The organism is Clostridium sp. MSTE9 (assembly GCF_000277625.1).
Taxonomy (GTDB): Bacteria; Bacillota; Clostridia; order Oscillospirales; family Acutalibacteraceae; genus Faecalispora; species Faecalispora jeddahensis.
Map to the genome: position 1 here is coordinate 140,966 of NZ_AKFU01000033.1, position 17,469 is coordinate 158,434.

A 17,469-nucleotide genomic window follows, 5' to 3' on the forward strand; every position below is an offset into this window, starting at 1 on the left:
GCTTTTAGGAGGGATTGTCATGAAATGTCAGATGTGCGGGAAAAACCCGGCGACCACGTATGTAAAAATCATTGTGAACGGCGAATTGACCGAATACGCTCTGTGCGGCGAATGCGCGCAGAAAGCGGGGTACGGCAATTTTTTGTACCCCTTTGCGCTGGATTTTAACAGCCTGCTTGGCAGTTTCTTCGGGAACCCCGTTCCCGAAATGACAGACACCGTCCGCTGCCCGGGGTGCGGCTCTTCCTTTGGGGAGATCGCCCAGAGCGGCAAGGTCGGGTGTGCCGAATGCTACAATACCTTCCGCGACCGCATGATGCCGTCGATCCAGAGGATACACGGCAACACCAAGCACTTTGGCAAGCGCCCGAGCAGCCGGGCCCTGCGGGTAAAGCCCGAGGCAAAGCTGAGCGTGGCCCCGCAGGAGGATACGGAGCTCAGCCGCAAAAGGAAAGAACTGCGCGAGGCGGTCGAAAGCCAAGATTTTGAGCGTGCGGCGGTGCTGCGCGACGAGATCAAAGCGCTGGAGGGGGGCGGCAAAGCATGAAGAAATGGTATGAAAAAAGCGGGCAGGAGGCCGACGTGGTCATCAGTACCCGCGTGCGGCTGGCCCGCAACCTGAGCGATTATCCGTTCCCGGTAAAGATGACCGCCGAGCAGCGGGAAAAGGTGGAGCAGGCGGTGCGCGATGCCGTGATGCGCGGCAACAGCTCCATTTCCAATGATTTTCGGTTCATCAGTCTCGACGACATCAGCCAGAACGAGGCCGTCTCCCTGGTGGAACGCCATCTGGTCAGCCCGGAGTTTATCTCGGCGCCGAACGGCCGCGGTCTTCTGCTGACGCAGGACGAAACCGTTTCGGTCATGATCAACGAAGAGGATCACCTGCGGATTCAGGTGATGTGTGAGGGCCTTGATCTGGAGGGCGCCTACGAGATGGTAGACCGTGTGGACGCTCTGCTGAATGAGAGCCTGCATTTCGCGTTCGACGAGGATTTGGGTTACCTGACCCAGTGCCCCACCAATCTGGGCACCGGCATGCGGGCGTCTTTGATGCTGCATCTGCCGGCGCTTCAGGAAAGCGGCGCCATGCGCCGGGTAGCGTCCAGCCTGTCAAAGCTGGGCCTTGTGATCCGCGGCATTTACGGCGAGGGCAGCGAGCCGGTGGGGGCGATCTATCAGCTTTCCAATCAGGTGACGCTGGGCCTGAGCGAGCAGTCTGCGATCGCGAACCTGAAAAGCATCGCGGGCCAGCTGATCGCGCAGGAGCGAGCAGCCCGGGCGGAGCTGGTGAAAACAGTGGAAACGCAGGACCAGATCTTCCGTTCCATCGGGATTCTGAAAAGCGCCCGTGTTCTCAGCAGCGACGAATTTATGCGGCTGATCTCTTACGTGAGAATGGGAGTCGCCACGGAGCTTCTCACCGGAATTTCGTACGACACCATCAACAGTTTGATCGTGCAGGTACAGCCTGCTACCATGATGCTGACAAAGAAAATGACCACAGCCGAGCGGGATGCGCTTCGCGCAAGCATTGTATCTCAGCGGCTGAATGTAACATAAAAAAGGGGGGACGATCTATGTATCGTTTTAACGGATTTACAGAAAAAGCAAACACTGCGCTGAACCTTGCCATTGAATCGGCGGAAAATCTGGGGCATACCTATATCGGCAGCGAGCATATTGTGCTAGGCCTGCTGAAAGAGGGTACGGGCGTGGCCGCCACAGTATTGAATAAGCTGCAGGTGACAGCCGCACAGCTGGAACAGCTGATGTCCGAAAAGATCGGAACCGGCACAAAAACCAGCCTTTCCGCGGATGACTTTACGCCCCGCAGCAAGCGGATTCTTCAGATCGCCGTCATGGAGGCCGCACGGCTTGGCCATAACTACGTGGGAACCGAGCATCTGCTCATCGCGATTTTGTCGGAGGGCGACAGCTACGGTGTGCGCTTCCTCCAGTCGCTTGGCGCGAAGTCCGGCGACATTCTGAATGAGATCAGCTCCGCTCTGAGCAGCGGGGAGGATTCCGCTCCCGCTCCCGGCATGTCATCGACTTCGTCCGGCAAGGGCGGTAAAAGCGCTACCAAAACGCTCGATCAGTTCGGGCGTGATCTCACCGCGCTGGCTGCAAAAGGCGGCATCGATCCGGTGATCGGCCGTCAGACGGAAATTGAGCGCGTGATTCAGATTCTGTCCCGCCGCACCAAGAACAATCCCTGCCTGATCGGCGAGCCCGGCGTCGGCAAAACAGCCGTCGCGGAAGGTCTTGCCCTGAAGATTGCGGAGGGCCAGGTGCCGGAGCTTCTGAAAAACAAGCGCGTGATTACATTGGACCTCACCGGCATGGTTGCCGGTACCAAATACCGCGGCGATTTCGAAGAGAGAATCAAGGCCGCAATGGACGAGGTGCGCAGCGCGGGGAACATTATTCTGTTCATCGATGAGCTGCATACCATCATCGGCGCCGGCTCCGCGGAGGGCTCCACAGATGCCGCGAACATTTTAAAGCCTGCGTTGGCCCGCGGTGATTTTCAGGTGATCGGTGCGACCACCATCAACGAGTACCGCAAATATATCGAAAAGGACGCCGCTCTCGAGCGCCGGTTCCAGCCCGTCATGGTCGGCGAGCCGAGCGAAGAGGAAGCGATCGAGATTTTGAAGGGTCTGCGCGACCGGTACGAGGCGCACCATAAGGTCAAGATCACCGACGAGGCGATCGACGCCGCCGTGAAGCTTTCTTCCCGCTATATCGCAGATCGCTTCCTGCCGGATAAGGCCATTGACCTGATGGACGAAGCGTCCTCCCGTGTGCGCCTGCGTGCCTTTACCGCTCCTACCGATTTGCAGGAGCTGGAAAAGAGCATCAAGGAGCTGGAGCAGGAGAAAGCCGCCGCCATCAACGCGCAGGAATTCGAGCGGGCCGCCAAGGTGCGCGACGAAGAGAAAAAGGCCAAGGAAGAGCTGGAAAGGCAGAAGAACCTGTGGACCGAGAAGCGCTCGCATGAGGGCGGAGAGGTCACTCCCGAGGATATCGCAAACGTGGTGTCTGTGTGGACAGGAATCCCCGTGGTCCAGCTGACCGAAGAGGAAAGCGAGCGCCTGCTGCATCTGGAAGAAACTCTGCATCAGCGTCTGGTTGGGCAGGAAGAGGCCGTCAGCGCTGTGTCCAGAGCCATTCGCCGCGGCCGCGTCGGCTTGAAAGACCCGAAACGCCCCGTCGGCTCGTTCATCTTTCTCGGGCCGACCGGCGTTGGTAAAACCGAACTGACCAAGGCCTTGGCCGAAGCGATGTTTGGCGACGAAAACGCGATGATCCGTCTGGATATGTCGGAATATATGGAGAAGCACACCGTGTCCCGTCTGGTTGGCTCGCCTCCCGGATATGTGGGCTACGATGAGGGCGGTCAGCTGACTGAGGCCGTGCGCCGCAAGCCGTATTCGGTGGTGTTGTTCGACGAAATCGAAAAGGCGCATCCGGATGTGTTTAACATCCTGCTGCAGATTCTGGAGGATGGCCGTCTGACCGACGCGCAGGGCCGGAAGGTCGATTTCAAGAATACCGTGATCATCATGACCTCGAACGTCGGCGCACGCCTGATCACCGAGAAAAAGGGCAGCCTTGGCTTTGCGTCGGAGGAGAACCAGAAGCTGGACAGCGAAAAGGTCAAGGAACTGGTGCTCGGCGAGCTGAAAAGCACGTTCCGTCCCGAATTCCTGAACCGTGTGGACGACATTATTGTGTTCCATAAGCTCACCGATGAGGATATCCGCGAAATCGCAGGGCGTATGCTCAAGACCTTGCAGAAGCGCCTGAGTGAAATCGGTATCTCTGCAGAGTTTGCCGAGGCCGCCGTGGCGGAAATCGCCAAAGAGGGCTTTGACCCGATCTACGGGGCTCGTCCGTTGCGCCGCGCGATTCAGACAAAGCTTGAGGATCGTCTTTCGGAGCTGATGCTGGAAGGAAAAGTGCACGCGGGGAACCGGGTTGTATGCGATTTCGAAAACGGTGAATTTATTTTTGTAGAATCCCCTCTTGAGAAATAACTGGACTGCGGATATAATAACCTCACGGCGCAAGCCGAAGCAAAGCTTCGGGCGCCTGAGAGAGCATTGAATCATCTGTTTCGTGATTCCGGAGAACCGGGCGAATCTTTTGCTGGCTTGTATCGGAATTTATGATATAATAGAGGCATTCATAGAAGTGAAAGTGGGTGTTGTCAATGGAATCCGCAGCCAATAGCCGCCCGGATTTAGCGGCAGCTTTATTCCGATTAATCGGGGCCTCGATCCCTGTCAATTATACAGAAGAGGAAGAGGCGCAGCGTTTGTATGCAAAGCTCCAAAATGATCATGAACGTCTGAGCAAGGTGATTTCTCTTTGTGGCACTCCAAAAACGCCGCAGCAGCTTTATATTGCCGCCACCGCGTGCAGCTGGCTGGGCGGAAATGACGAGCTGACGGCCAAATATGCCCAGCAGTATCTGGAAACCTCGGGATGGGACCGCCTTTCTTACGGGACGATGATCCAGGACGGCGTCACCATCAGCCGATGGGCCAAAAGCCGCGCGGAGATGTATGTGATTCTGGCGCAGGCACAGGAAAATCTGGGGAAGCACGAGGCCGCTCTCACCAATTTTGCCGAAGCCTATCGTCTGGAGCCATATGACGCGATGTACGCCGTAAAAATGGCGGGCGTGATTGAACACGCGCGCAGCCGCAAAGAAGCCCTGCAGTTTTTAAAGCAGCAGACGCTGACCCCGCATTACCGCCCGCTGCATTACAAGGATGAGCATGGCAATCGCGGCAGCAACCAGACCTTCCGCCAGATTATCGATTCTCATATTCTAAAGCTCGAGTCAAAAGAAGACTAAAAAAGGCCCGCGAAGCAGTTTGTGTTACTGCTTCGCGGGCCATTTCTGTTATTATAGAAACTCCGTTATGATTTGCTTATCGCTGCATTCCGGCGAATAGACAAAGCGATCCATGTGATCTCCCTTAAAAAAGTATTTTGGCGGAATCGGGCGGTAAGAATAATCAAAGGTATCGATAATGACAAGTTTGATTTTCATGCGCGAGGGCAAAATGCTTTTAATGTAAACGCTGGCCTGCTGCCCCGGCAGTACGCCCTCTTTGATTTCGGCCAGCCCGGCCAGATTCGGCGCCAGCTCGACGAAGATTCCATAGGGTTCGGTGGAGCGGATGATCCCCGCCACGGTTTCGCCCGTGTGGAACAGGGCGACGTTTTCTTCCCAGGTGCCGAGCAGCTCCTTTTGGGTAAGGGTAATGCGGTCCCCTTCAATCGATTTGATGATGGTGCGAACATCCATCCCCACGGTAAACCGCTCTCTGGGGTGGTCGATGCGCGAAACGGAAATCGCGTCGATCGGCAGCAGCGAGATGATCCCGCAGCCAATGTCCGCAAAAGCGCCGAACGTTTCCAGATGTGTGACCCGGGCGTCCGTCACGTCGCCGGGGCGCAGCTTCTCTATGTACTCTCTCCGGCATTTTTCCTGCGCCGCCCTGCGCGAGAGCACAGCAATCGGATTGCCCGCATCATCCTTCTGAAATCCGGTTATGATAAAGCAGACAGGCCGGTTCACGCGGGAAATGATGGCAATATCCCGGGTGGTGCCCTCCCGAATGCCCAGAGCGCCCTCTTCCCGGGGAATCAATCCTTTCATGCAGCCCAAATCCACCAGCAAATTGTGGAAGCTGTCACAAACTAGCGCCCGGCCCTCCAGTATTTTTTCATCCCGGCATGCGTCCATCAGGGCGGTCATGCTTGCCATGGCAGCCCGGTTCTCCGGCGTATCAATCTTCCAGCCCTCGGGTTTATAAGTATTCAGGCCCATTCTTTTACCTCCTTTTTCCGGTCAGAACATCTATATGCAAAAAACCGCGCGCCTAATACAGAAATCAAAATGTTCCGCCGATTCAGGCCCCCCGGCGTGCATCATATGGCATCGATTTCTGCTGGGAAAGCTTGCATATTTTCATGAAATAGACTAAAATATTACCAAATTGATCGAAAAAAGGATGGTGGTTTGATGCGCAAAAGAATCCGCGCGGCGCTGGTTGGTTTTTCCCTGCTGCTGCTTTTAACGGCCTGTGGCGGCCAGCAAAAAAAAGAGCTCGGTTATCAGCTGGACAAGCCCGCGGCCGGCGAGGAAATCGCTGTGATGGAAACCAGCATGGGTGAGATGAAGCTTCGTTTCTTCCCGGAGGCTGCGCCGAAAGCGGTAGGTAACTTTAAGCAGTTGGTGCAAAAGGAGTATTATGACGGAATTACCTTTCACCGGGTTATTGATAATTTTATGATTCAGGGCGGCGATCCCACCGCGACGGGCACCGGCGGTGCAAGCGCATCCGGCGCGCCGTTTGAGGATGAATTCAGCGAATCGCTGATCAATCTCCGCGGCGCGGTGTCGATGGCGAATTCCGGCCCCAATACCAACGGCAGCCAGTTCTTTATCAATCAGGCCCCGGCCTCTTCGTTTTCGGGCTGGGAGTATTATCAGCAGATTTACGATTTGTACAAGAAGGATTCCGATGCATTTATTGCCCAGTACGGTGAAGTCAGCTTAGTGGATATGAGCAAGATTTCGGATACCTACAAAAAGCTGTATACGGAAAACGGCGGCAATCCCACGCTCGACGGCGCTTACAGCACCACCAAGAAGGGCCACACCGTGTTCGCTCAGGTATTTGAGGGCATGGATGTGGTAGACAAGATCGCAGCGGTAGAGGTCGACGGCAGCAACAAGCCCACTGCCGACGTGACAATTACAAAGATCACTCTGGAAAAATACCAGGGCTAATTTCTGAAGCGTGTGTGCAGATCGAGAATAAACCGTTCCGGAGTTTGCCGACACGCTCTTAGGATCACAGAAAAGGAGATCATAACAATGGAACTGATTCATGCAACCGAAGAAAATTTTGATCAGCTGATCACTGAAAATCCGCTGGTGCTCGTCGACTTTTGGGCCAGCTGGTGCGGCCCCTGCCGCATGGTGGCCCCGATTGTGGAAGAGCTCGCGAAAACCTTTGAAGACAGCCTGACCGTTCTCAAGGTAGACGTTGACGATAACCAGGAGCTGGCCCGCCGCTACGGCATCATGAGCATCCCCACCATCATTCTGTTCAAGGACGGCCAGAAGCAGTGGACAGAGGTGGGAGTAAAGCCGCAGAAGCATTTTGAAGAGCAGATCCGGCAGTCACTTGAATCATAATATCCCTGCTGATTGAGGTAAGTTCCCTTTTGGAAAATCAAAATCATTCGCGGCTTAGCGTCTTCTTGTGATTTTGAAAAAGATTTTTCGTACGCCGTTCCATCTGTTTTTGCAAATTGTGATGTGAAAAATCCATTTTGCAGGTGCAATGGATTGATTGTTCCGGGAAAAAAGTGTTGTTTTTTCTCTTATCTTTGGAACTCCTTACGAATCCGACAAAATATCGCCTATCCCGATTGACACCCGCTGGGATAGGCGATATAATAAAATGCGGTAATTTGTGTTCCCCAGCAGTTTGGTGGGGAATTTATTTTTTAAAAGGGCAATTGCTGGTAGGAGGAAATTATGGCAGCGAAATTTGTATTTGTGACCGGCGGTGTAGTGTCTGGCCTGGGAAAAGGAATTACTGCAGCATCTTTGGGGCGTTTGCTGAAGTCGCGCGGACTGCGTGTGACCATGCAGAAGTTTGACCCGTATTTGAATGTTGACCCAGGTACGATGAACCCGTTTCAGCACGGCGAGGTATTTGTAACCGATGACGGTGCAGAGACCGATTTGGATCTGGGACATTACGAGCGTTTTATCGATGAAAACCTGACGCAGAACAGCAACGTGACCTCGGGCCGTGTGTACTGGAATGTTCTTCAGAAAGAGCGCAACGGCGATTACGGCGGAGCAACCGTACAGGTGATCCCGCATATTACAAATGAAATCAAGAGCCGCATCACGGCCGGCAAAGAGAATGTGGATGTAGCGATCATTGAGGTCGGCGGCACGGTGGGCGACATTGAGAGCCAGCCGTTTTTAGAGGCGATCCGTCAGTTTGCGACAGAGATCGGCCGCAATAACTGCCTGTTTATCCACGTGACGCTGGTGCCGTATCTGGCCGCGTCTCACGAGCAGAAAACAAAGCCTACTCAGCACAGCGTAAAAGAGCTGCTTTCCATCGGAATTCAGCCTGATATTATTGTTCTCCGTTCCGAACTGCCGGTCGGTGAGGATCAGAAGAAGAAGATTGCCCTGTTCTGTAATGTAAAAGAAAACTGCGTGATCCAGAATCTGGATCTTCCGCTGTTGTATTCCGTGCCGCTGGCTTTGAAAGAAGAGCGGCTGGATGATATTGTCTGCAAGCACTTTGGTCTGGATACCCACGGCGCGGATTTGACGGAATGGATCAAAATGGTCAACACCGCCATGGCGCTGACGGAAACCGTCACGATTGCCATGGTGGGCAAATATGTGGATCTGCACGACGCCTACCTGAGCGTGGCCGAAGCGCTGACCCACGGTGGCATCGGCAATCACGTCAAGGTGGATATCCGCTGGGTCGATTCCGAGCTGATCACGTCCGAAAATGTGGCGGAGGTTCTCGAGGGAGTGCAGGGCATTCTGGTACCCGGCGGCTTTGGCCAGCGCGGGATCGAGGGCAAGATCACCGCGATTCGGTATGCGCGTGAGCGCAAAGTACCGTTTTTGGGTATTTGTCTTGGCATGCAGATGGCGATTGTGGAATACAGCCGCCATGTCCTTGGCCTGGAGGACGCGAATTCTGCTGAGTTCGATCCCCAGACCAGCAACCCGGTCATCGATCTGATGCCCGAGCAGAAGGATGTGGTTCAGTTGGGCGGAACCATGCGCCTTGGCAAATATCCCTGCAAGCTGCTGGTTGGCAGCAAGGCATCTGAACTGTACGATGAGCAGCCGCTGATTTCGGAGCGCCACCGCCATCGTTATGAGGTGAACAATGATTACCGCGATCGCCTGGAGGCGGCCGGAGTCGTATTCTGCGGCAGATCCCCCGACAACCGGATTGTTGAAATGATGGAGCTTCCGAATCACCCGTGGTTTATGGGCGCACAGTTCCATCCGGAGTTTAAGTCCCGTCCGAACCGCCCGCATCCGTTGTTCCGCGGTTTTGTCGGCGCTGCCAAGGAATATAAAAGAGAAGCTTCGGTTGAATAGTATCACTTGAGACAATGAACGACTTCTTCCCCCGCCGCAGGCGGGGGAAGAAGTCGTTGAACTCACATGAGGTCATATTGTAAAGTGAATTGATGATAATACGAAAGGGTTAGAATTTCATGGAGCATAAAATCAAGGTATCTGCTCCCGTATATCAACAGATTGCGGCGGATATTGCCGCAAAGATCGTTGAGCGCAGGTACCAGGTGGGCGACAGGCTGTATGCCCGGTCTGCACTGGCCAGCCAGTACAGTGTTTCGCCCGAAACGGCTCGCCGTGCAATTGCCGTTTTGTCTGATCTCGAGATCGTTTCGGTGGTAAAAGGGAGCGGAGTCGTGATTCTCTCTTACGATAACGCGGTCCGTTTCGTTCAGCAGTTTATGGATATTAAGTCCATGTACGACCTGAAAAAGAATATTATGGACAGCCTGGATCGGCAGCGCAAAGAGGCCGAGCACATGGCGGAGTCCATTTCTGAAATATTGGACAGAACAGAACGCTTTCAGGCATTCAACCCCTTTATCCCGTTTGAAATTGAAATCACATCCAAAACACCGTATTTGAATCTTTCGATTTCCGATATTAATTTCTGGCATTATACGACCGCAACGATTCTGGGGATCCGCAGGGGAGAGATGATGATGGTTTCTCCCGGGCCCTACGCGGTTCTCTGCGAGGGCGACGTCCTCTATTACTGCGGCGATACGGACTGCCAGCAGCGCGTCCGCAACTTCCTGTACCCGGAGCATCCGCCGGAAAAGGCGATTCTTGATAAATTACGTGCTTCCCACCGAGATGGGAAGGAATAAAAACGGCATCCTTTCCTTTGCCTTTACCGGGCAAAGAAAGGATGCTGTTTTTTCATGTGGAGTTTATCCGTGTATATCGATCTTACAAAATCCAGCGATTCCGTCTGATTACAGAGAGTTTCCCTGCCTGTTATAGAAAATCAGCATCTGCTTTACGATGGTGGTTTGCTGTGCTAAAATATCTACAGCAAATATCGCAGCATTGATAAAAATGAGCATATAAATCGTGCTTCTTACGAGGATACAAAATGAATCTATGTGATGTGTATCAAAACTATTATCAGTATATTTTCAACTATGCTCTCAAATTGACCTGTCATCCTGAGGATGCACTTGATGTAACGCAGGACACTTTTTTAAAAGCAATGCAAAAGCTGGATACCCTGGAAAATGAACAGGCATTGGCAAGCTGGTTAAGAACAATCTGTTTCCATGAATTCGTTAACAGGGCCAAAAGGGACCCGAAGAAATATTTAATGGAACCAGTCGAATGGGAAAAGCTGGAGAGGGAAGGCGTTCTGCTGATCAATGCAACACCGCAGCCAGAGGATGAAGTGATCGTTGAGGAAGAAATCAGGAGCTTGCAAAACGGGTGTTTTTTGGCGATGGTAAGAAAGCTGACGCTACATCAGCGTATCGCATTTTCTCTAGTGGACATGTACGGGCTTCCGATCGAGCATGTCGCCGGAATACTGGACATCTCCAAGGGTGCGGCAAAAGGACTGTTATACCGGGCCAGAATGAATATCGATTCTTTTTTCGCCGATCACTGCAGTATCATTTATGAAAAGAACCCTTGTTCCTGTAAAGCGTGGATCGCATTTTCTCTGAACCGTTCCAACCTGCAGAGCAAGGCGAAAAAACTGATTGACAGATTAGATTTTGAACAGAAAAACTATACTTATGATGAAAGTGTCAGAAAAAGAGTCATGTACTTGTATCGTCATATGCCGGAACAAAAGCCGCCTGATGAATGGTATCAAAGTGTTTTGACCATGCTGATGTGAAGTAATCCTAATAATTTATTATTTTTTATTCAAACCGTATTTTTTGCATTTTGATTTTGTCTTTATAGGTAGTTGTTTTAAAACAATGCACAAAAGAAAGGATGAAATCATCATGGAAAAAGTAACAAACGGTTTTGAATTGTTTATGACAGAAACAAACGGTGTGGGTCAGGCATTTATGGATGCTATCTTTCAAATGTCGGAGAAAAGCGCTCTTGATAAAAAGACGCATGAATTAGCATATATTGCTGTTCTTGTGTCGACAAAGATGTATGGAGGACTGCCATTTCATATTCACCGCGCAACAGAACTCGGCGCAAGTAAAGATGAGATCAAAAGCGCCATGCTGGTATCTATGCCAATTGTCGGCATACAGGTTGCAGATGCTTTGCCCTATTTGACTGAGATGATGGAAAAATAGATATCACGTAAAATTCAGCGAAACGGGTCATCCGGAAAATTCACCCATTGTCAAAAAACGATACAGAAAAACAGCATCCTTTCTTCGACCATTATCAGGCAAAGAAAGGATGCTGTTTTTGTATAAAAGATTATCTGCGTTCCGATTTGCTCTGCAAAAAGAAAAACGCCGTGTCAGGAGCAGGTTTCAAAAGGAAATTGCAGCAAGAGCGGTGAAGCGATCTGTATCCCGTCATTCTTTGTTCGTATTCATCCCATAACCGCGCAAAATATCATTATGATTGATCGTTGGAAAGAATGCGCCATAAAATATGCGCGTTCATAACAAAACCATACTTTTCATATAATCTCTGCGCTGCGGCATTCCCATCAATTATTTTTACTTCCACATGCTTCGCGCCGTATTCACGAAAGGCTTTCATTGCCCAATCCATCAGCAGCGCCCCATAGCCCCTGCCGCGGTATTCCTCTTTGACAATCAGGTAATCAAGCTTTCCTTTTTCTCCGTGTATATCGATCTTACAAAATCCAACGATTCCGTCTGATTCTTCTATCGCAGAGATCATCGACGTTTTGCTGTTCAGAACTTCCCGAAACAGCTCCAGCGTATCCTCGATAGGGCGCCCCGGGTAGAATCCCGAATGATGGGCGGAAACCTGATTGTGGTATTCTGCAAGAGCTTTTAAACATTCCGCTAACTGATATACTTCGCCGGGCAGTATGTTTTTTGTTATCATAACGGCCACCTCTCTATGAACAATATCAATATGGAATACACACATAGCAAGCATGCGGATATGCTTGCATCAATATTTTATATGGCGGAGCGCCATCGTAAAGCAGAGGTTGATTTTCTTTGACCGGTCGCCATGTGATTTGCATGGATATCACATGGAGCCGGGATACATCCTTAAGTTCCAAGCTAAAAAAGAAAGGTGAACGGCCGAAGCTGTTCACCCTGATTTCTTTATTCCGCCTTATTCTTAAACAGCAGTATCATCCGAAGCGTCTTTTTCCTCCTGATGATCGGAAATGCGGTAGCACAGCGTCATCAGGCTGTCGTTCAAATGGACGTTTTCCACTACGGCGTCCGGGTACTTCATCGAAATGTCAAAATGACTGAAATTCCAAAAGCTGCGGATGCCGAGGCTGTACAGCTGTTCAGAGAGCTTTTCGGCGCTTTCCCGCGGGATGCAGAGGATCGCCATGGCCGGCTGCTCCGCCTCGCAGAATTCTTTCAGGCGCTGTGTGTCGGTTACCGTAATGCCGTTGATCTCGGTGCCGATTTTTGATGGCGAGTTGTCGAAGATTCCCACCAGCTGGAATCCCTGCGTGGTAAAGGCCATATGTAGCGCCAGAGCCTGTCCCAGGTTGCCGGCACCGATCAAAATGGCCTTGTAAGAGTTCGAAAGCCCGAGAATTCCCCCGATTTCCCGCTGCAGCTGATCGACAATGTAGCCGTAGCCCTGCTGTCCGAATCCGCCAAAGCAGTTTAAATCCTGGCGGATTTGAGAAGCAGTCAGACCCATTTTCTCAGACAGCTCTTTGGAAGAGATACGGGTCATCCCCATTTTTTTCAGATGCGTTAGAAAGCGGTAATAACGCGGGAGCCGCCGGATCACGGACATGGAAACGTTTTCCCGTTTAGACATTCAGTCCACCTCCAATAATTTTAAGTATTCCTTTGATACAGATTGCCCACAAAACAGTAGAAAGAAACTTTCAGTTTCTCCCCCGCCTACGGCGGGGGAGAAAGCTCTTTTTTCGCCCGTTTTATGAAAGATTAGTACACTTAGATAACAAATTGATGAATCACTGTCAAAACAATCAGGTGCAAGGGGTAAAACACGTAAAAAAACCATTTGCCCGCAGGGGAAGTGCCGCGCTGCCCATTGTAGCGGAGCAGCAGGGGAACAGCCAGAAGAAGCCCGAACTGGAAGAATCCGCCCCACGGCGGCGCGTCGCTGAGCAGAGAATTGCTCCAGGCCAAAAAACCGGCGGTGGCCGCGGCAGCTCCCGTGAACACAAACATCTGACGCTTTGGATTAAGCCGGTTTGCTGCGAAGATCATCGTAAAGATTACCGCAAAGACTGACCAGTCGCCAAAGGAAGCCAGCAGCATCAGAAGCATCAAGCCCAGCCACCAGAAAGGCTGATACCGCATCCTGTCCAGAATCGAAAGAGAGAGAAGAGCGAACAGGAGTGTGAACAGCACGTTCAGGCGAACAGGGGCAGACAGGACATTCAGGTTTCCCGTCATAAAATAGTGATAGGGTATCTGAGAAATCACCGCGAAGACAGCCAGCCTCGCCGCATATCTGGTACGGCTGCGGGTCTGGTAATATCCCTGCGCGATGAAAAAGCACATGATTGGAATTGTGGTTCGCCCGATCACGTGGAGAAGCTGGCCGGGCGCACTATAGGTTCCCAAAAACAGCCATGCAAAATGGTCCGCCAGCATGGCGGCGGCTGCGATCAGCTTCAGGGAATGCGCGGTAAAACCACGATAAGCGTTCTTTTTCAATCGGCTTGTCTTTCCCTTCTGTTGGGATGAGGGTCTCTGTTCGTGCAGAGAAACTAAAAACAAGTGAAACTTATTATGAAGTAAAACGAAAAGCTTGTCAATGCCTTTCAAAGAATCAAACGCGAGATCGATAAATTTTTATCGTTCAATTAGACGATATTTATACGTCTATGCCCAAAATTGGAAAAAACTGTGAATATTACATCACTCCAAGCTGTTTCAGACCGAAAATCAAAAGAAACATGGTCACAATGGAACAGATGGAGGTGTAAACCACCAGCTGACCCGCGAGCTTGCCGTCAGAGCCCATCTGCTGCGCCATCGTGTAAGATGACACCGCCGCGGGAGCACCCAGCATACCCATCAGTGCCGCCAGCTCTTCATTGCGGAAGCCCAACGCGACGGCGACGGAAAGAAAAAGCAGGGGGGCGAGAATCAGTCTGTTGAATACACCGATTATCAGCGGCTTGCGGTAAACCCGAGTGTCGGCGAATGAGAAGGAAGCGCCCAGACCGATCAAAGCCAGAGGAGTGGCCGAACCAGCAATATCGCCGACGATTTTCTCCGCCACATTCGGCAGGCGGATACCGAAAAACAGGCAGCTCAGACCCAATACCGCGCCGATGATGAGCGGATTTGTAACGATCTTTTTTGCGATCGAACCAATCTGGATTTTCTGGCCGCGGAACACTTCCAGCAGAATCACAGAGAGAAAATTGTACATCGGCACGATCAAAGAGATCAAAAGAGCTGTGATTCCGGCTTTCTCCGGGCCGAACAGCGAAGCGGTGACCGGCAGGCCGAAAATGACGAAATTGCTGCGGAACGAAGCCTGCGCCACAGCGCCCCGCTGGCGGTTGTCCTTCAGCGTCAGCAGAACGATCAGGATCGATAAAAAATACATGCACAACATCGCGATAAAGCCGTAAATCATCAGACGCGGACGCACCATACCGCTCAGGTGTGTTTGATAGATATTGTAAAACAGCATGGTCGGCAGAAAAATACGGAAAACCAGATTATTCAGCTGGTCTACCGTTTGGTCGCCGATCATTTTTTTCATTTTTACAAAGTAGCCAAGAGCCATTAAAGTGCAAAGAGGAGCGATTACCTCTGCAGATAAGATTAAATTATCCATTCAGGTCGTTGTATCCTTTCCAGAACAAGGGCGCGGGGAAAACAAATACTTTCTCCAGTGGTTTTTACCGGAACTGTCATCAGCGCGGCGATTTGCCCTCTGTATTCGGCGGGAGAAATCAATGCAATTTTTTCAATTATAGTATATTTTATAACAAATGGCTATACCTAACGGGGCCTATGGCAAAAAAATATCATGCAATCTCTGCCGTGGGAACTTCTGCTTTCGGACAAATCCATAAAAACCATCTGATTTTCCCAAAGGGAGAGCGAACGAAGAATTCTGCAATCAAAATATAAATAAGTGGGGGATTACTTGCATAAACAAGAGCAAGTTTCCCCTTTTTTGCATCTTATGGTAGGGAAAGGAGCGTTATCATGTCTACCAGAAAAGGAATCGATGTCTACAATGGGACAGGTAAGGTTGACTGGCTGCTTGTAAAAGAAGCCGGGTACGACTTTGCCATGATAAAATCCAGCGAAGGACACACACTGGCAGATCAAAGCATGAGTGAAAACCTGACAAAGGCCGCGGTGGCCGGGCTGCATACCGGCGTCTATCACTGGCTGCATGCCGTTACAACAGAAGAAGCGGCAAAAGAAGCCGCGTTTTTTCTCAATGTGGTCCGGGGCTGCAAAATGGAATACCCTGTGGCTTTGGATGTGGAACAGGATACTATTCTGAGACTTCCGCGAGATCAACTGACGGATATTGTAACGACCTGGTGCAATCAAGTGCAGCAGGCCGGGTATTACGTGGCAGTCTACGCAAATCTGAACGTTTTGCGAAATCATCTGGACTGGAGCCGAATCAAACAGTTTGATCTGTGGCTGGCTCAATATCATACGCAAATGTCGAATGAATTCCCCGCATCTATTTGGCAGCACAGCAATACGGGGCGTGTGCCCGGTGTAAAAAATGGAACGGGAGATGTTGATTTAAACCTTTCCTTTAAGGATTATCCCGAAATCATACGCAGGGGAGGCTTTAATAATTTTCCGGCGACCGCACCTCCGGTACAGACAGATTCCCCTCTTTCTCTTGATACCAGAAGCAAGGATATGTCCCCGGGTGAAATTTACACTGTTCTGGCCAGATGCAAAGAAAAACCGGAAGTAACTGTAACGGGCCGGGATGTCATCCAGGCTTCGGAGCCGCGTCTGGATGCAAAGGGGCGCGGGTGGCTGATCGATGTTACGGCACTGAAGCCGCCGGTGCGCCACGCGCACATTCAGGTACGATCAAAGGAAGAAACCGCCAACTGCAATTTCAATGTTTTGTAAGCGGTGTCTGGGGGCGAAAATATGGACAAAATCAAAGCCGGTCTGGCTGCCATGTTTGCGGTGCTTTCCGCCCGGCTTGGAATCCTCGCGGTTCCCGTTTATCTTTTGGTCCTTTCCAGTCTGGCCGACTATATTACAGGGATTATGGCTTCTATTTACCGAAAAGAAGCGGTCAGCTCCTACCGAAGCATCCGGGGGATCATTAAAAAGATCCTCATGTGGGCTCTGGTGGGCGTAGGGGTCGCGATTGATTACCTGCTGATGTATGCGGGCAGTCAGACCGGATTGGAACCTGTTCCGGTCCGCTTTGCGGTGGCCTCTCTGGTCGCTGTCTGGCTGACGGTAAACGAGCTGCTGAGTATCCTGGAAAATATTCAGGCGGCCGGCGTTGCGCTTCCACCCTTTTTAACACGGATTCTGCAGGGAATCCAGAAATGCGTTGAAGAGCAGCGGGACGATACGCAGCCAAAAGAATAAAGGAACAACAGAAAGCGCCTTCCTCCCATCTACTGCGGAGAAAGGCGCTTTCATTTACAATGTAAAATCATCCATGTCGTATTCCCGCAAGGGGGGCAGCGCGCGCGGGGTGCGCATCAGCGGATCATAAGCAAAGCGGCGGCAGGAGCCATCCTCCTTGATCGTCAGGCCTTTGGAACACTTGGGCTCCTCTTCGGTTCCTGTATTGTGGCTGCAATAATCGCAGTTGATTTCAATTTGACTTCCGAACAATTTTTTCTTCAGACCGAACAAAACAAATTCCTCCATTGATTGGCAGGCCAATGCTGGTGCCTGTGACATTTTAACAAATATCCTTTTGAAGCTTCGTTCTTCACAATAAGTGAGAAAAACAATTTTTACAGAGAACCTCCGCGAAGGTTTCTATTGGCGGAGGGGTTGCCCTTATGCCGGGATAAAACCTTTTTTTATTTTTGGTATAAAAGAGCAAGTTTTCAACGGGTTTCCCCGCGTGAGTTTCCGCTTGCGCGGGCATGCCCCTCGTGCCGGGGCGGGCACTTCCTTTCTTTGCGAAAAGAAAGTAAGCAAAGATTCGCCAAAGGGGAGAGTTTCGATTCTCTCCCCCTTGGAACTCCCTCA

Annotated in this window: 19 protein-coding genes; 12 read left to right on the plus strand and 7 right to left on the minus strand. The window is 51.3% G+C overall.

Annotated elements, in window-relative coordinates:
* The first annotated feature begins 19 nt into the window (after positions 1 to 19).
* The 4 genes from HMPREF1141_RS08345 to HMPREF1141_RS08360 all read left to right on the plus strand — a co-directional run bounded on the left by HMPREF1141_RS08345 (position 20) and on the right by HMPREF1141_RS08360 (position 4,873).
* Positions 20 to 547, plus strand: coding sequence for a UvrB/UvrC motif-containing protein (locus tag HMPREF1141_RS08345; RefSeq protein ID WP_009063130.1), 528 nt, complete (start codon positions 20 to 22; stop codon positions 545 to 547).
* The gene (locus tag HMPREF1141_RS08350) at positions 544 to 1,563 is read left to right on the plus strand and encodes a protein arginine kinase (RefSeq protein WP_009062870.1); all 1,020 of its coding nucleotides are present in this window, start codon (positions 544 to 546) and stop codon (positions 1,561 to 1,563) included. The genes HMPREF1141_RS08345 and HMPREF1141_RS08350 overlap by 4 nt, the downstream gene beginning before the upstream one ends.
* A gap of 17 nt (positions 1,564 to 1,580) precedes the next feature.
* Entirely contained in the window at positions 1,581 to 4,046 is a 2,466-nt protein-coding gene (locus HMPREF1141_RS08355) for an ATP-dependent Clp protease ATP-binding subunit (protein ID WP_009063046.1), read from the plus strand.
* Positions 4,047 to 4,222: 176 nt separating this feature from the next.
* Positions 4,223 to 4,873 carry a hypothetical protein gene (locus HMPREF1141_RS08360; RefSeq protein ID WP_009062985.1) on the plus strand — a complete coding sequence of 217 codons (651 nt, stop codon included), beginning with the start codon at positions 4,223 to 4,225 and terminating at the stop codon, positions 4,871 to 4,873.
* Between the two features lie 51 nt (positions 4,874 to 4,924).
* Here HMPREF1141_RS08360 and HMPREF1141_RS08365 read toward each other — a convergent pair whose 3' ends face one another.
* A complete protein-coding gene (locus HMPREF1141_RS08365; RefSeq protein WP_009062864.1) occupies positions 4,925 to 5,854 on the minus strand; it encodes a S1 RNA-binding domain-containing protein in 930 nt (309 codons plus the stop codon).
* A gap of 195 nt (positions 5,855 to 6,049) precedes the next feature.
* Here HMPREF1141_RS08365 and HMPREF1141_RS08370 point away from each other — a divergent pair, with 195 nt between their 5' ends.
* The 6 genes from HMPREF1141_RS08370 (at position 6,050) to HMPREF1141_RS08395 (ending at position 11,430) form a co-directional block, all read left to right on the plus strand.
* Complete coding sequence (locus tag HMPREF1141_RS08370) at positions 6,050 to 6,820, plus strand: peptidylprolyl isomerase (protein ID WP_051044291.1); 771 nt, start codon at positions 6,050 to 6,052, stop codon at positions 6,818 to 6,820.
* 87 nt (positions 6,821 to 6,907) lie between these two features.
* The gene (gene trxA / locus HMPREF1141_RS08375; RefSeq protein ID WP_009063071.1) at positions 6,908 to 7,231 is read left to right on the plus strand and encodes a thioredoxin; all 324 of its coding nucleotides are present in this window, start codon (positions 6,908 to 6,910) and stop codon (positions 7,229 to 7,231) included.
* 345 nt (positions 7,232 to 7,576) lie between these two features.
* Positions 7,577 to 9,193, plus strand: a complete 1,617-nt coding sequence (locus HMPREF1141_RS08380; protein ID WP_009062900.1) for a CTP synthase — start codon at positions 7,577 to 7,579, stop codon at positions 9,191 to 9,193.
* A 119-nt stretch (positions 9,194 to 9,312) separates the two neighbouring features.
* On the plus strand, positions 9,313 to 10,002 hold the full coding sequence (locus tag HMPREF1141_RS08385; protein WP_009063010.1) for a GntR family transcriptional regulator: 690 nt from the start codon (positions 9,313 to 9,315) through the stop codon (positions 10,000 to 10,002).
* Positions 10,003 to 10,250: 248 nt separating this feature from the next.
* The gene (locus HMPREF1141_RS08390; RefSeq protein WP_009063021.1) at positions 10,251 to 11,009 is read left to right on the plus strand and encodes an RNA polymerase sigma factor; all 759 of its coding nucleotides are present in this window, start codon (positions 10,251 to 10,253) and stop codon (positions 11,007 to 11,009) included.
* A gap of 112 nt (positions 11,010 to 11,121) precedes the next feature.
* Entirely contained in the window at positions 11,122 to 11,430 is a 309-nt protein-coding gene (locus HMPREF1141_RS08395) for a carboxymuconolactone decarboxylase family protein (protein WP_035316819.1), read from the plus strand.
* A 274-nt stretch (positions 11,431 to 11,704) separates the two neighbouring features.
* Here the strand turns inward: HMPREF1141_RS08395 and HMPREF1141_RS08400 are convergent, their stop codons facing one another.
* The 4 genes from HMPREF1141_RS08400 to HMPREF1141_RS08415 all read right to left on the minus strand — a co-directional run bounded on the left by HMPREF1141_RS08400 (position 11,705) and on the right by HMPREF1141_RS08415 (position 15,091).
* Positions 11,705 to 12,166 (minus strand): GNAT family N-acetyltransferase, encoded by a 462-nt coding sequence (locus tag HMPREF1141_RS08400; protein WP_009062989.1) that lies wholly within the window; start codon positions 12,164 to 12,166, stop codon positions 11,705 to 11,707.
* Between the two features lie 246 nt (positions 12,167 to 12,412).
* Positions 12,413 to 13,081, minus strand: coding sequence for a redox-sensing transcriptional repressor Rex (locus HMPREF1141_RS08405; protein WP_009063031.1), 669 nt, complete (start codon positions 13,079 to 13,081; stop codon positions 12,413 to 12,415).
* A gap of 140 nt (positions 13,082 to 13,221) precedes the next feature.
* Positions 13,222 to 13,953 (minus strand): TraX family protein, encoded by a 732-nt coding sequence (locus HMPREF1141_RS08410; protein ID WP_009063013.1) that lies wholly within the window; start codon positions 13,951 to 13,953, stop codon positions 13,222 to 13,224.
* A gap of 199 nt (positions 13,954 to 14,152) precedes the next feature.
* Positions 14,153 to 15,091: an AEC family transporter gene (locus tag HMPREF1141_RS08415; RefSeq protein WP_009063037.1), complete on the minus strand. Its 939-nt coding sequence runs from the start codon at positions 15,089 to 15,091 to the stop codon at positions 14,153 to 14,155.
* Between the two features lie 377 nt (positions 15,092 to 15,468).
* Here HMPREF1141_RS08415 and HMPREF1141_RS08420 point away from each other — a divergent pair, with 377 nt between their 5' ends.
* Complete coding sequence (locus HMPREF1141_RS08420) at positions 15,469 to 16,374, plus strand: glycoside hydrolase family 25 protein (RefSeq protein WP_009063083.1); 906 nt, start codon at positions 15,469 to 15,471, stop codon at positions 16,372 to 16,374.
* Between the two features lie 21 nt (positions 16,375 to 16,395).
* Entirely contained in the window at positions 16,396 to 16,851 is a 456-nt protein-coding gene (locus HMPREF1141_RS08425; RefSeq protein WP_009063148.1) for a phage holin family protein, read from the plus strand.
* A gap of 54 nt (positions 16,852 to 16,905) precedes the next feature.
* Here the strand turns inward: HMPREF1141_RS08425 and HMPREF1141_RS08430 are convergent, their stop codons facing one another.
* Both HMPREF1141_RS08430 and HMPREF1141_RS17625 read right to left on the minus strand, forming a co-directional pair.
* Positions 16,906 to 17,172, minus strand: coding sequence for a hypothetical protein (locus tag HMPREF1141_RS08430; RefSeq protein WP_155863559.1), 267 nt, complete (start codon positions 17,170 to 17,172; stop codon positions 16,906 to 16,908).
* 31 nt (positions 17,173 to 17,203) lie between these two features.
* On the minus strand, positions 17,204 to 17,469 hold a 266-nt coding region (locus HMPREF1141_RS17625; protein WP_207636036.1), incomplete at its 5' end, for a hypothetical protein.

Bases quoted from the DNA above. Each gene is read 5' to 3' on its own strand.
- HMPREF1141_RS08345 (WP_009063130.1), top strand. From the start codon at position 20: ATGAAATGTCAGATGTGCGGGAAAAACCCGGCGACCACGTATGTAAAA.
- HMPREF1141_RS08350 (WP_009062870.1), top strand. From the start codon at position 544: ATGAAGAAATGGTATGAAAAAAGCGGGCAGGAGGCCGACGTGGTCATC.
- HMPREF1141_RS08355 (WP_009063046.1), top strand. From the start codon at position 1,581: ATGTATCGTTTTAACGGATTTACAGAAAAAGCAAACACTGCGCTGAAC.
- HMPREF1141_RS08360 (WP_009062985.1), top strand. From the start codon at position 4,223: ATGGAATCCGCAGCCAATAGCCGCCCGGATTTAGCGGCAGCTTTATTC.
- HMPREF1141_RS08365 (WP_009062864.1), bottom strand. From the start codon at position 5,854: ATGGGCCTGAATACTTATAAACCCGAGGGCTGGAAGATTGATACGCCG.
- HMPREF1141_RS08370 (WP_051044291.1), top strand. From the start codon at position 6,050: ATGCGCAAAAGAATCCGCGCGGCGCTGGTTGGTTTTTCCCTGCTGCTG.
- trxA (WP_009063071.1), top strand. From the start codon at position 6,908: ATGGAACTGATTCATGCAACCGAAGAAAATTTTGATCAGCTGATCACT.
- HMPREF1141_RS08380 (WP_009062900.1), top strand. From the start codon at position 7,577: ATGGCAGCGAAATTTGTATTTGTGACCGGCGGTGTAGTGTCTGGCCTG.
- HMPREF1141_RS08385 (WP_009063010.1), top strand. From the start codon at position 9,313: ATGGAGCATAAAATCAAGGTATCTGCTCCCGTATATCAACAGATTGCG.
- HMPREF1141_RS08390 (WP_009063021.1), top strand. From the start codon at position 10,251: ATGAATCTATGTGATGTGTATCAAAACTATTATCAGTATATTTTCAAC.
- HMPREF1141_RS08395 (WP_035316819.1), top strand. From the start codon at position 11,122: ATGGAAAAAGTAACAAACGGTTTTGAATTGTTTATGACAGAAACAAAC.
- HMPREF1141_RS08400 (WP_009062989.1), bottom strand. From the start codon at position 12,166: ATGATAACAAAAAACATACTGCCCGGCGAAGTATATCAGTTAGCGGAA.
- HMPREF1141_RS08405 (WP_009063031.1), bottom strand. From the start codon at position 13,081: ATGTCTAAACGGGAAAACGTTTCCATGTCCGTGATCCGGCGGCTCCCG.
- HMPREF1141_RS08415 (WP_009063037.1), bottom strand. From the start codon at position 15,091: ATGGATAATTTAATCTTATCTGCAGAGGTAATCGCTCCTCTTTGCACT.
- HMPREF1141_RS08420 (WP_009063083.1), top strand. From the start codon at position 15,469: ATGTCTACCAGAAAAGGAATCGATGTCTACAATGGGACAGGTAAGGTT.
- HMPREF1141_RS08425 (WP_009063148.1), top strand. From the start codon at position 16,396: ATGGACAAAATCAAAGCCGGTCTGGCTGCCATGTTTGCGGTGCTTTCC.
- HMPREF1141_RS08430 (WP_155863559.1), bottom strand. From the start codon at position 17,172: ATGTCACAGGCACCAGCATTGGCCTGCCAATCAATGGAGGAATTTGTT.